The 13,348-nt window shown below is 55.2% G+C and carries 10 protein-coding genes and 1 tRNA gene; 3 read left to right on the forward strand and 8 right to left on the reverse strand.

Annotation, left to right across the window (positions count from 1 at the left end; all coding sequences use genetic code 11):
* Together SO140_RS06845 and SO140_RS06850 are read left to right on the forward strand one after the other, a co-directional pair.
* On the forward strand, nucleotides 1-346 hold a 346-nt coding region (locus SO140_RS06845; RefSeq protein ID WP_498542388.1), incomplete at its 5' end, for a hypothetical protein.
* Nucleotides 343-2,724, forward strand: a complete 2,382-nt coding sequence (locus tag SO140_RS06850) for a PriCT-2 domain-containing protein (RefSeq protein WP_498542389.1) — start codon at nucleotides 343-345, stop codon at nucleotides 2,722-2,724. The genes SO140_RS06845 and SO140_RS06850, both read left to right, overlap by 4 nt.
* 258 nt (nucleotides 2,725-2,982) lie before the next feature.
* Here SO140_RS06850 and SO140_RS06855 read toward each other — a convergent pair whose 3' ends face one another.
* Genes SO140_RS06855 through hsdR form a run of 3 tightly spaced genes read right to left on the reverse strand, consistent with a single transcriptional unit; the run spans nucleotide 2,983 to nucleotide 8,515 of the window.
* A complete protein-coding gene (locus SO140_RS06855; RefSeq protein WP_498542390.1) occupies nucleotides 2,983-4,728 on the reverse strand; it encodes a restriction endonuclease subunit S in 1,746 nt (581 codons plus the stop codon).
* Nucleotides 4,725-6,182 carry a type I restriction-modification system subunit M gene (locus tag SO140_RS06860; protein ID WP_498542391.1) on the reverse strand — a complete coding sequence of 486 codons (1,458 nt, stop codon included), beginning with the start codon at nucleotides 6,180-6,182 and terminating at the stop codon, nucleotides 4,725-4,727. Before SO140_RS06860 ends, SO140_RS06855 begins: the two co-directional genes overlap by 4 nt.
* Complete coding sequence (gene hsdR, locus SO140_RS06865) at nucleotides 6,182-8,515, reverse strand: EcoAI/FtnUII family type I restriction enzme subunit R (protein ID WP_498542399.1); 2,334 nt, start codon at nucleotides 8,513-8,515, stop codon at nucleotides 6,182-6,184. The genes SO140_RS06860 and hsdR overlap by 1 nt, the downstream gene beginning before the upstream one ends.
* A 352-nt stretch (nucleotides 8,516-8,867) precedes the next feature.
* Between hsdR and SO140_RS06870 the strand changes: the two genes are divergently transcribed.
* The gene (locus tag SO140_RS06870; RefSeq protein ID WP_498542392.1) at nucleotides 8,868-9,203 is read left to right on the forward strand and encodes a hypothetical protein; all 336 of its coding nucleotides are present in this window, start codon (nucleotides 8,868-8,870) and stop codon (nucleotides 9,201-9,203) included.
* Between the two features lie 446 nt (nucleotides 9,204-9,649).
* Here the strand turns inward: SO140_RS06870 and SO140_RS06875 are convergent, their stop codons facing one another.
* From SO140_RS06875 to SO140_RS06895, 5 genes are all read right to left on the reverse strand, one after another.
* Nucleotides 9,650-10,366 carry a hypothetical protein gene (locus tag SO140_RS06875; protein WP_498542393.1) on the reverse strand — a complete coding sequence of 239 codons (717 nt, stop codon included), beginning with the start codon at nucleotides 10,364-10,366 and terminating at the stop codon, nucleotides 9,650-9,652.
* On the reverse strand, nucleotides 10,363-10,833 hold the full coding sequence (locus tag SO140_RS06880) for a hypothetical protein (RefSeq protein WP_498542394.1): 471 nt from the start codon (nucleotides 10,831-10,833) through the stop codon (nucleotides 10,363-10,365). The genes SO140_RS06875 and SO140_RS06880 overlap by 4 nt, the downstream gene beginning before the upstream one ends.
* Nucleotides 10,834-11,517: 684 nt before the next feature.
* A tRNA-His gene (locus SO140_RS06885) sits at nucleotides 11,518-11,594 on the reverse strand.
* A gap of 247 nt (nucleotides 11,595-11,841) precedes the next feature.
* Nucleotides 11,842-12,276, reverse strand: coding sequence for a phasin (locus SO140_RS06890; protein WP_449376827.1), 435 nt, complete (start codon nucleotides 12,274-12,276; stop codon nucleotides 11,842-11,844).
* A gap of 510 nt (nucleotides 12,277-12,786) precedes the next feature.
* Nucleotides 12,787-13,170: a phasin family protein gene (locus SO140_RS06895; RefSeq protein WP_449376828.1), complete on the reverse strand. Its 384-nt coding sequence runs from the start codon at nucleotides 13,168-13,170 to the stop codon at nucleotides 12,787-12,789.
* Nucleotides 13,171-13,348: the final 178 nt, after the last annotated feature.

The following is a 13,348-nucleotide window of genomic DNA, read 5'->3' on the forward strand; positions in this document are numbered from 1 at the left end:
GTCTATACCAGTACATCCGAAGGGCATCTGTCTTCTTTACGCAGAAGATCTTCTCAAGCTCATCGAGCTCGGTGTCTCCCTGAACTGGGGACTGAAGCACAGGGTTGTCCAGGTATCTGGAAGACAGCGATCCGACAGCGGTCACAAGCACCTTAGCATTGCCCGGCTCATTACCGATGCAGGCCCTGGTGAGCTCGTTCGCTTTAAGAACAACGACAACCTAGATCTTCGATCCGACAACCTAATCAAAGTACCAAGCACTAGAACGAAGCATAGAGACCGTGACTTCATCCCGAAGCCCAGGCCCGAATACCGTCAGCTCATCGAGGCATTGAACCTACTGTGAATTTGAAAATTGATTTGAATAGCCTGGACGAACTCCAAGCCGAAAGATTGGCTATACTAGGACCTGAGGGATACCGGAAATGGCTGGAGGAAGACGACCTCGCACGGAAGGTTCTTGAGGATATCGAAATTAGGCATGACGAAGACGAGGACGAACGTGACGAGGACGAAGACGAAGAGATCGACTGGACAGCAGAGAGACCGAGGATCCAAGAAGCCCTAGCCTTCGTCGATAATCACGACCGAGAGGCTTGGCTTCTTGTCGGCATGGCACTTCATCATGCCACTGATGGATCACGTGACGCCTACGACATCTGGAGAGACTGGTCTTCATCGTCAGACAAATACGACAGCAAACGGCAGCGATACGAATGGACCACCTTTAGGAGCCATAGCAACCCGGTCACCATAGCCTCGATCTACAAGATTGCCAGGGAGAATGGTTGGCAAGAACAAGCTCCTCAAGCTCCCACCAAAGACCTGCGTCATTCAGTCTATTTCGACTGGACTGTGAACGGTAGCGAGATCGAAGACCGAGCCCTCGCCAAAATGCGTTCAGCTTTCGAGAGCAATCGCAGGAAAGGATCATCCCACAACCCATCGGATAACCAATGGAAGGGTCTCCGACAGATTGTGAAGACCATCGAAGGCATGGCTTGCCGCCTCCAGGACGGCACGGAAAGCGAAAGGCAACAGCTTGGTTGGACGAAGAGTTTCTATGCTTCCTTTATGGATTGCGGTGTGGGCAAGACCACAGCGCTGATCGAGACCGTGAGGGCCGTCCTTGAGATCTCAAAGTACGATCACGTTTCTTTTGTTATCTTTCTGTCCAGGCTCGAAGAGATCAGAACCCTAGTCGAGCGCATGGGTTTGGATAAGCGGACCTTCGCTGTCATGTCATCGGATGAAGCCTACAACGCCTTAGGCAACGATGATCCGAAGCAAGCTAGGGTGTTGTTCACAACACAGAAGATGCTCGAAAGGAAATCTCAGCTCCATCAATTGAGCTTCGTCGGGATGACGGACTTCTATTATCAGGGCAAACCTCGGCAGGTCCGTATCTGGGACGAAGCCATTCTTCCGTCTTCGATATTCACTCTTGAGAGACGAAGGACCATGAAAATCATCGACGACCTCTATCGCCTGAACTCAGACCTTGGAAATGCAATCGATGACTTCGCTAACGGAACGCTTCTGAAGGCACATGATGGTGACCTCATCGAAATGCCCATGTTCTCTCAGTACGGCATTCAGATGCAGGACGCCCGACAGGCTGTCTCCGAAGACGCTTCAGATATCGTAGAAGCTTTGTTCAGCTCCGAAGGCCGCGTAGTCCGGATATCGAAAGACAAGGAAGGCACGACAACCATCGAATACCAGGACTTCCTTCCTGATGACCTTCGGCCAATGCTGATCCTTGATGCATCAGGACGTCAGCGGAGGACGTATGAGCTTTGGGCTAGAGACCGTAAGGGCTTGGAGACCCTGTACTCACCGGAGAAGGACTACACCGACTTCATAATCCATCACTGGGACGAAGGCGCTGGCAAGAGAGCTCAGCAAAGGAGACAGAAGGACAAGCTCCTAGCTGAAGGCATCGCAAAAACTATCGATGCACTCCCCGAGGCAGAGCAATGTCTGGTCATCTATTTCAAGAAAATCAAAAACCTGCCCGACATGATTCGGAAGCTCGTGAAAGAGCCTGAGCGGATTCGATTCCTGCATTACGGAAAGCACACAGCGACGAATGATTACGCTCACGTCAAGCACGTGTTTCTCGCTGGCATCCTTCAGTACAACACGGCTCAGTATGTCGCTACAGCATTGGCCGCCAAAGGAGCCCCGAAGGACCAGCACCTATCACCAGAAGAGCTCCTCAGCATTCGCTATGGAGAAATCTCTCACCACATCCTCCAGGCAGCTTGCAGAGGATACGTCCGTAACTGCATTGGCGACACCTGCCCTCCTGATTGTCACCTGTACATCGTCTTCCCTACCGCCAAGGGCACAGGCATCCCGAGGGAGCTCATGACGGATATCTTCCCTAACTCTACCATCGAAGACTGGAGACCAGTTGTGAACGTAAAGGGCAAAACCCTGGAGCTCTTCATCGCACTGATGAAGACCAAGATCGGAACGGTCATTCCGAAGGCCGATCTCCTACAGAGCCTGACGATCAGGGCCGATAATCTTGCTAGGTCACTGAAGCACCCTGACATCAAAGCCAAGCTCAAAGAGCAGGGCCTGCGGCTGATCGTCAACCATGCAACCGTTCAGCTCCTCCCTATCCCTAAGGACCGTAAGGTCTCCATAGGCCGGAACCGTTACGGCCTACAGAAGCCTACCAAGGCTGACCGTACTGTAGCCTTGCCCTATTAGGCCTTACGGCCCGCTCCGAGGTCTGTGACCTTCGAAGGAGCAAAAGGAAGAACCCCAGCGTCCCGACAAGGACCTGGGGTTTTTCTTTCTTGGATGAAGGGACGTTCGTGGAACGTCTCAGGAGTGGGGAAATTCGGGCAATTCTTTTCCATCCAGAACGACGCAGAACATAGGATTCGTGAAACAAGGTTAGCGCCCGAGCATACGGGCAAGGGCGAAGCCATCAATGGCAGAGGAATGCATCATCGAGCACCGAATTCATTCTGCTGCCTCAAGTTCGCGCTCTTCGTCCGGCTCCAGGGCCTCGGCAAGCAGCGCGTCGAGAAGACGGCTGCGAACGTTATCGGCGCTGGCTAGGCTCGCCTCAAGCCGCGCGCATAGCGTCATCAGTTCGTCCACCTTGGCAACAATGCGATGCTGCTCGGAAAGAGGTGGAACGGGGATCAACATGTTCTTCAACGCTGTCCCGTTTACGTTTGCCTGACCGGTCTGTTTCTTGATTAGCGGAACGATCTGCGTTGCCCGAAATTCGGTCGTATTCATTGCGATATTGAGAAATCGTGGATTGGTGTTTTCGAGTGAAGGACGAAGGCGGATTAGATACGACGCGAAGGTGCGCTCGCCGCCTTCTCCCAAATAGATACCTGTCTTGCCAACTAACTCGGCACTATTCGTTCGATTGTACAATAAATCAAATCTCTGAAGGTAGAGGGCGGGAAGATCCTCGCAGGTGTCCGGAACGCGCTTGTCATTTCCCCAGATCGCCAACCCGTTTTGGATGTTGCCCATCGTCAGCACGGGAACACCTCTATCGGACGAGCTCGACTTTTGCGACGTACCGTATTGTGTGAAGAGGAATACGTCGCCAACGCGCGACCAAATCCAGCCGACGGGAATCGGAAATGGTGCTTCCTCACCACCAATAGGGTGAAGCGGCGTTTCGCGCTTTATCTTTCTTTGAGCAACTAATGTATCTTTCTCTTTTGCGATCCTCTTCAGCACCTCCGATGCCCGCTCGTCGCTCTGGTCCTGTGGCACAAGTTTGCCGCGTATGGCAAGATTGAGGATGGTTTGGCGCAATTGGTTAATCTGGTCGACCCGAGCCGTGAGCATCGACAACGCATCGAGCACGAAACCGGCATCATCGTGGAAGGTTTCAGGATCGGGCGCATTTAGGCGCGCCAGGGTTGCGGCAGTGAGCCGATCGCGCCTCGCCTCCCGCTCAGCGCGCGCAGCTTGCAGCTGGTCGCATAGAGCCATCAGCTCATCTACCTTGGCGACGATGCGACGTTGCTCGGCTAGAGGCGGCAGGGGAAGCAACAGGTTTGCTAGAGTCTGGCCGTTAACGTTTGGCTGACCAGTTCCTCGCGCGCCTCTTCGCAACTGAATCCAATAAAACGGCGATTCCAGGAATAGCTTCAAGTATTCATCAAATACATGACGCGTGCCTTGCACGCGGATCAGATAAGATGCGAAAACTGCCTTTACAGGAATATCCCGCACGAGGAACGTTTTACCGATCGTGCCGCCCGTCCTCGCAATAAGAATGTCGCCTCGCTCCAGCTGAAATTGGTCGACTTCGTTCCGCTTGATCATACAGCCGGGGACTGAAGGCCAATCCACAAAGTTGTTTTGAATATCTGTGATGCGCAGCAGCCGAACGTCTTTCAACGCTGGATCAGCAGAAGCCGTGTAACCGTAGTGTATTCGGCGGCTGATTGTCCCCAACCGAGTAACAGCCCAACCGCTCGGCACCGCAATTGAAACCACGGGTGATTCATTCTTGTGTTCTACATTAGGCAGTCTGATCTCCCGAGCCTTGGCAAGGGCCGCTATTTCTGCAGCAATCTGCTTGAGCAGTTCCTGGGCCGGTTCGTCCTTCGGATCCTGCGGTACGAGCTTGCCGCGCACGGCCAAGTCGAGAACGAAACCGCGCAGGCGGGCCATCGCATCGGGCGCGTCGACAATTTCTTCATAGTGCGCGAGCAGGCGTTCGGCATTCATCGGGCGAGCGCCTCCGCAAAGATCGCCTTCAATTGATCGCGCAGGCTCGCGGTCTCGGCTTCGGCAGCCGTAAGGTTCGCCATCAGCTCTTCTGGGTCCCCGTGATCGTCGGCCACCGTGTGCGGATTTTTAAAGTCGAGATTGTAGCCGCGCGCTTTTACCTCTTCAGCCGTGACCTTCCAAGCTAAAGGACCTTCTTTTCGGCCCTTGCGCTTTGGCCCGCCCCACCAATCGATGCAGCCTTGCAGGTGCTCGAAGCGGATCGGTTTCGTCATGGAATAGGCCTTCTGGCCCTCGGGCACCCGGTGCTCCCAGAACCAAATATTCTCCGTTGGCTCGCCCTTCTCGAAGAAGAGGAGGTTGGTGCCGAGAGTAGCGTAAGGCTTAAACACGGAATTTGGCAAGCGAACGATAGTGTGAAGATTACACTCCTCCATCAAGTGCTCCTTGAGACGCGTCTTTACACCCTCTCCAAATAGCGTGCCATCTGGCAGCACTACGGCAGCGCGCCCATCCGGCTTAAGCAGACGTACGATCAGCGCTAGGAATAGGTCCGCGGTCTCGCGCGTCCTAAACTGAGACGGGAAATTGTTCTCGATACCGTCTTCTTCCCTTCCACCAAACGGTGGGTTCGTCAGCACGATGTCGACACGGTCGGAAGGGCCGTAGTCTGCATAAGGTCGGCCGAGCGTGTTATCGTGACGAACAAAGTTGGGATTCTGGACACCGTGCAGCAACATGTTCGTAACGCACAGCATGTGCGGTAACGGCTTCTTCTCCACAGCTCGAAGGCTGCTCTGCATAAGAGCTTCATCTTCTGGACGCTTTACATAGCGCTTGCGCATGTGCGCTAGTGAGCATGTCAAAAATCCGCCGGTGCCACATGCAGGATCAAGCAAGGTTTCACCGGGCTTAGGATCGATCCTGTCTGCCATGAAGGCCGTCACTGCGCGAGGAGTGTAGTACTCACCAGCATTTCCAGCGCTTTGGAGGTCATTCAAAACCTGCTCATAGATGTCCCCAAAATGCTGTCGTTGGGCGAGGTCGTTGAAATCGATCTCCTGAATCTTGTTGATTACTTGGCGCATCAGCTGGCCAGATTTCATGTAGTTGTAGGCATCCTCGAACACGCCGCGAACAACTGCACGCGTCGCACCACCCGGCCCGCTGGTTTCTAAGGATTTCAACGCCGGAAAGAGATCATCATTTACAAAATCGAGAAGCTTGTCGCCGGTAATACCCTCTGGGTTCGCAGCCCAATCGCGCCAACGCTGACCTTTAGGTATCGGAGAAACATACTTTTTGTTTAGGAGCTCGAATTCCTGGTCCTGATCATCCAGGATCTTGAGGAAAAACATCCAGCAGAGCTGCGAAATCCGCTGAGCATCGCCGTCCACACCCGCGTCTTGCCGCATGATGTCTTGTACGGACTTGACCAAGTTTCTCACTGACATCAGCCGGCATCCTTGTAGAGTGTGTTTTGGAGGTCTCGTACCGCAGATTCGAAATCCGACGGAGAGCCGAATCCCTTCACCAACTGAACTGGAGTACCCATGTTAGAAAGCGGAGCAATCCGCAATATGTTCGGATCGTTCAGGTCAACCACTCCCTCGTCCTGATACTTGTCCAATAGAGCCTCAAGTACAGCACGCGCGGTTGGACCATACTTCGCGAAGTAGTTTTTCTTTCGAATCTTTTCTGCTCGTTCCTTTCGCGTGAGCGGGCGTTGGTCGTAGCCTACATGAAGAATCAAGTCGAAAGGATCCAGGTCCTTACCAACTTCTGCCGCTAGATTCTTTAGGCTGACACCATACTGCTCCAGCTCATCAACAATTGCTTGCTTTCGATCTGCGCTGTTCCAACGGCTTATAAAGTCATTCAAAGACGAGAACTCGTTCCGGACCTGCTTTTTTGCGAACTCGCGGTACGATTCAGTCACCAGCTTGCCGTCGGCGCCAAGGTATTCGACTCGCTCCCCGACGATCCGCACGGGAACGCCGCTCACATATACCTTATGTTCGCCGCTGGCCTCGCCTTCGTCGTCCTCGTCTTCATCATCCTGCCCACCATCAGGATCGGGCGGTACAGGATCGTCGTCATCATCAGGCTCCCAAATCACGACGGGCTCGCCATCGAAATCTGGATCATTGAAGAGCGTAGTGGCTTTCTTGAAGTCCATGATCGTGAAAAAGAACTTGTTGTACTCTTCCAGAATTCTGGTGCCTCGCCCGATAATCTGCTTGAAGGTCGTCATGGAGTTGATCGTCTTATCTAAGACAATCAGCTTGCAGGTGCGCGCATCGACCCCGGTTGTCATTAACTCCGATGTTGCAGCAATGACGGGGAAACGACTCTGAGGGTCGATGAAGTTGTCTAGTTCTGCTTTCCCTTCGTTGCTGTCTCCGGTGATGCGCATCACGTATTTCGGGTGCTCGATTGCAAGCGGACCGGCCTCGTTGACAATAGCTGCTCTCATGCGCTCGGCATGATCGATGTCTTCACAGAAGATAATCGTTTTTGCGTATGGGTCAGTGGCCTTCAGATACTGCATGACACGGCGCGCCACCAACCTCGTGCGCTGATTAAGAATCAGGATGCGGTCCATGTCAGCCTGATTGTATTCTCTTTGCGGCACCTCGCGGCCGAGGTCATCGACCATCCCGGGTGGCGGCGTCCAACCATCGATGTCCTTATCGATGTCGATCCTGATTACCTTGTACGGCGCTAGAAATCCGTCTTCGATTCCTTGCTTGAGACTGTACGTGTAAACCGGCTCTCCAAAAAACGACATGTTGGAGACGTACTTCGTCTCCTTCGGAGTTGCCGTCATCCCGATTTGTACGGCTCCGGAGAAGTAGTTGAGAATCTCGCGCCATTGAGCATCTTCGGCCGCGCTGCCGCGATGACACTCATCAATAACAATGAGGTCAAAGAATTCCTGCGATAGCTTTTTAAAGGACTTATCTTCCTCTTCGGTCCCAGTTATCGCCTGATAGAGCGCGAGATGAATCTCGAAAGCCGGATCGAACTTATGCCCGGTGACCTTCACCATGGCCCCAGCGAACGGTTTAAAGTCGTTGATCAGTGCTTGGTCGATGAGAATGTTTCGATCTGCCAGGAAGAGTGCCCGTTTAACCTTCCCAGCCTTCCAAAGTCGCCAGATGATCTGGAAGGTCGTGTAGGTCTTTCCGGTCCCGGTAGCCATAACCAGCAGCACGCGCTTCTGGCCGCCGGCAATCGCCTCAATCGCGTGATTAATTGCATCCGCTTGGTAATAGCGCGGCTCCTTACCTGATGCATCCTCGTGAAATGGCTGAAGGACTAACGGTTCTTCCTGATCCTTTATGCCGCGGTGAGTCTTGTACCGCGACCAAAGGAGATTCGGTCCTGGAAATGTCTGAAGGGAGAACTGAGTCTCGATGTCCTCTCCCGATGCAGGCACCTTGTTGTGGGATGCAAAGGCATCCCCATTTGAACTGAATGCACTGGGGACGTTGAGTATCTGAGCGTAGCCAAGAGCCTGTTGCAGGCCGTGGCTGACCGTGTGGTTGTTGTCCTTCGCTTCAACCACGGCCAGGGGAACGCCAACTTCCTTGTAGAGAACGTAGTCAGCAAATTTTTTCTTCTTCTTATTGCGACTCGCTACGTTTCCCCGAACCACGACAGGACCGGGAGCAAGCGTCACCTCCCGCCGGATCTGCGATATCGGATCCCAACCAGCATCCCTGATGGCCGGGGTTATATAGAGGTCACAGATATCGATCTCGCTAAGCGTCTTCTTATCTATTGAGCTCAATGGCCTGCCCCGCCCGGCGCTCTTTGCTTCGATATTACCGCTGTTTAGAGATGAGCGCTCTAAGACGCAAGCTGCCACAACCGCAGCGAGATTCAAATACTTTGCGGTCTTACGCCCCCTTCTTTCGCGCTGATTCTCGATGTCGTGTAAGTAAGAAAGATTAATGGCTCTATCCAAATTGTATGATCAGGCGCTCGTCTATGGCTTCTGAACTGCGCCGAGATCAGGTCAGGAAAGGAAGCGGGATTCCATAACGCCGAGAGCTGACACAGCCTCGTATTCGCGGTCCAAAATTGGTGTATCATTGGCTCCTGATCCCCCAAGGCGGAGAGCGACGGTTAAAATGTCTGACCCTTCTGCTCTGTCGAAATTGGAGAAGCGGCCAACTGAGACGACGGCCTCTAGGCCCCTCAAGTTCTCGGTATTGCGGCTTGCACTTGCCATCGCCATTGCCGGTGTATCCGATGTCATCGGTGCTTTCGCGAGCTTGGCGCCTCCGATCGGATGGACGGTCGATGTCGTCACCGCCGCGTTGCTGTTCGTCGTGCTTGGCTGGCAATGGTTGCTTTTGCCGGGGTTGGTTCTAGAGGCGATACCCGGCGTCGGGGTAGTTCCATTCTGGCTACTGGTGGTTGGAGCAATTGCTGTCCTGGGCACGCCTCGGCCGAAGATTGGCTAGTGGTCGCACAAAGCGCCCTGAAGCCACGCAGGTGAGGACGACAGAATAGGGAGGCAATCCAAGATTGCCGATAAGGGGCTTTCCGGCAAAGTCGTCAAAACTTGATATAGACCTTATATCAAAAGTTGACGACTTCAGCACAGGAGCGAAGCTCCGTAACGCCGCTAGGCGCCTAACGAGTCCTGCGTAAGGGGCATCTGTTTTTTGTCGTTCATGCCTACGCCCGACCTTAAGGACCCCGGGCACTCTTGGTTTCCGGGAATTTCTGCTAGCAATTTTTTAGACATGATACGCTTAAGCAAGGGGCCCCCTTCCCCCGGGGGTACCCCTAGGATGGGTCTCTACGCTGGCCTTCGGCCATACTGAACGTTTTGCAGCCTCCATGCGAGAAACGGACCGGCTGCATCATCAATCGAGCCCATAGTGTCCTCCGCAAAATTTTGTGACTAGTATCGCTGATAAACCGTATTGATAAGCGTCTCTATGTGGTGACCAACGGCGACTTCGGTGAACGTGTGGGAATTTGGATGGCCAGCGGTGTTGCGGCGATCCAGGCAGCTAATCAACTCTTTTGCGTCACCCTTCGTGACGACCTTGATGTGCTCAAGTATGCTGATGAACTCAGCTTCTTTGACTACTTGGGCAAGGTCGTCGACTGTGCTGGCAGGCTTCGACTTTGGAAATCGTCGATTTAGCTCGTTGTTGAAATCGGCAAGCTTTGTGCTCGCAACGTGGCTATACAGCAGATAGAGAGCCCCAACCCAGCTGAGCACGATCGCAGCACGGTACGATCTGTTCTTCACACAGGCTATGGCCTCTTCCACGAAACGGGCTTTGTCGGGATCATGGACGTTGATCGCAACCTTCTCTAATGCCTCGGTCACAGGGGTCAACACCCCTATTGCCGAAATCAGACCGTGATCTTCGAGCGCCTTCCGACCGGGACCGGTCAGCATCCAACCGTTGGGGAGCAACACCGCCGCTCCACTCGCCTTCAGGAAAGGCGCAGGCGATGAAGCATGACCATCCTTCCAACCGTTCTCCCTTGCAATCGCTCTGATGTCGCCGTTTGACACTGGGCCGCCGTGATGGGCGACGATGAGTTGATATTTCTCGCTCTTGGAAATATCTTTGCGGGCAAGTGCATCGCGTAGTGCAGTCACAGCTTAGCTTCTATTTCCTTCTGGGCCTTCGGAGTGAGAGTGTACGTGCCTTCGGTTGGCTCGTTGATCTCCTTGGAGCCTAGCAGGCTGCTAATTGTGTTGCCCAAGTTGTTCCGCATAGACGGCTTGTAGAACTTCGGCGCATTCTTCATTTCGTTGTGCACCTGAGCACGGGGCGCTGGCTCAATCTTGTCGCTCAATTGCAGCTTGGCCAGCGCAACCTTGAAAAGCTCGCTTGCCGAATTCGGCTGCACTTTGGCAGCGAGGGCCGCAGTGGTGAATTTCATGTCTGGATTGAGCGGGACGGCCGGATCGACTTCATCATCGCTGTCATCGTCACCGGGTGCTATCCCCAGCGCCGCAACGATCGCCGCTATGAGGTCAGGCAAGTCGTTCTTTAGATAATCAACCTCGCCCTCCCACTCGATTTCGATCCCTTTCGCCTTGATCCGTAGCTTCGCAGTCATCAGCTTTACCCCCGCCCTCGTATCTTCAACCTAGACGAGCCCCATAGGCAGCGACAAGACCTAGGCGTGGATCGTAGCGCCTAGATGGTAGCTTTGCTGGGGATTACTTCAGGATCAGGCTGGGGGTGGGCTCGAACCACCTATGGCGGCAGAATGAGCGATATGCTTTGTCGACAACTGATCTTGCCGAAATGATCAATGCTTCCTGCCCAAGCTGGGCAAGCGCACCTGAGGTCAGCTCCATCCCTTCCACAAGGCTAGCACCTAGACGATCTGCCTCAAGGACGAGCTGGAGGCACCGAGCAAGCTTCACCCCTTGAGTGCCGCTCGCCCTTGACCCAGCTCGCCTAGGTGCTCCTCGATCTTGCGCCGGGACGGAAGAGCGCCTTCTACCGAACAAAAGAGCAGCCAAAAGAATGCAATCGGCCTTTCAGGCAGCCTCAAGGGCGGCACGCGCGAAAATGCAGTTGTAGCTCAGTTGGTTCAGCGACCAAGCGAAGCGAGGGAGCGTCGAGGGAGTAGCGTGCGAGGAGCGAAGCGACGAGTGCGGCACCCGAGCGAAGCGAGGGCTACGACCGTCAGAGCGCCCTGTGAGATCACTACCGGTCAATGTCCGGGTCAATACTCTCTCGAAGGCAGAAGCCGCGGAGTACTAATCATATAGAGCTAAGTTGTTGATAAGATTGGTACAGTTGGGTGGGCTCGAACCACCGACCTCCTGTTCCACAGACAGGCGCTCTAACCAACTGAGCTACAACTGCATTTTTGCGCGAGCCGCCCTTGAGGCTGCCTGAAAGGCTCAAAGCGCCGAGGGGGCTGGACGGGCCGGAAACTAGGTGCAACCGCCCTGTTTGGCAAGGCCGCAGCTAGGCTAAAATCCGGCCTGAATCACCTTATTCCAAAACAAAACCCGGGCCGTGGGGCCCGGGTCTCTTATTCTTTGGGCATGATCTTGTCGGAAAACCGCTACACACTTTTCCGGATCATGCCTAACGGGGCCGATCGGCTTCAGGCGGCGGGCTTGTAGAACTTCGAGGCGCTGGCCTTGATGGGCTCGACGGTCTCGCTGGCGACGCGCTGGCCGAGCTCGGCGAGCTCCTTGGCCTGGGCCTGGAAGGTCTCGAGCTGCTTCCTGGTGTGGCCGTTCCAGAGCTCCATCGCTTCCGACGGCGACTTGAGGCCGAGCAGCTCCTGGGCGAAGTCCAGATGTGCGCTGGTGTTGGCCTTCGTGAATTCCATCAGCTTGGCGGTGTACTCGCCAAAACCCTTGTTGGCGGAGGCGAACACTGCCTCGATGGTGCCGTTCTGGCTCTCGGCAGCATCCTTGAACTTGGCGTAGCTTTCGCGGGCCTGTGACACGCCCTTTTCAGCGAACGCACGCATCTGCTCCGGGACCTCGAACGGAATGATCGAGGCGGAGAATGGATCAGTCGCACCTGTCATGGTTATCCCTCACAATGGTCGAAGAAATTGAGTGAGCCGTCTGGCGCCCGCCGGCCATGATGGCGGGACGGGTACGGTTAGGTGGAAACGCTTAAAACGAGATGGCTCGCCCAGCGCCTCCGGTTATCTACGGATATCATGTCAACATTGTGCGTCGCAATGCGACATCAGGTGCGACGCCGCAATTTAATCCCGGCCAGTGGTAGTTCCTGGCCGGGGAACCTCTGGTTGCAGGTAATTAGACCCCGCCACGAAAAAAAGTGCGCTCCCTCTCCCGCTTGCGGGGGGTGGGGTGAGGGTGTTTCCGCGTCGGGATTGTCGGAGAGCTGCGGAGAAATCCCTGGGCGGAGAGAGCCCCCACCCGCCGCGCTTCGCGCGCCGACCTCCCCCGCAAGCGGGCGAGGTGCACCGAGCCCGCGGCCCGCGGGAAGCGGAATCCATCGGGCCGCAGGGTACGCATGGATTCCGGGCTCGATGCTTCGCATCGCCCCGGACACCGCCCAAACGGCTTCAGTGCTTCGGCTTGGTCGCGTCGATGGCGGCGCGGCTGACGGCCTGGCCCATCTCGCTGGCCTGCTCGGCCAGCACCTTCATCTGCGCCTGCACATATTCGCCGTGCAGACGCATGATCTCGGACAGGTCCTTGGCGTGGATCAGCGACTGGGCGTAGTCGAGCGAGGCCTGCACGTTCCTCTCGGCAAAACCCAGCGCGCGGGCGTTGAGGTCCTTGGCGCCGGCGCGCATGGTTTCGCCGCGCTCCTCGATCGAGCCGGCCGCAGCCTGGGCGCCGCTCAGGAATTTCTCGAACGCATCACGCGCCTGCTTGAAGCTGGTCTCCGCCATGGATCGCATCTCCTGCGGAATCTCGAAACGTTCACGGGCTGGTTCGCTCATGCTGCCACTCCTGTTGTTTTGGTTTCGCCCTTTTGGGCTGCCGTTTTTTCGGAAGCGCCGCCAGCATGACCGGCGCGATGGCGGCCCGCTTCCGTCAGGCCCCACAGCCCCTTACTCACATGCAACGCGCGGGCGGGCTTGCGGGTTCAGCAAGATTAAGGTTATCGCGGCTATGGTC

It is taken from the genome of Bradyrhizobium sp. UFLA05-108 (genome assembly GCF_059803455.1).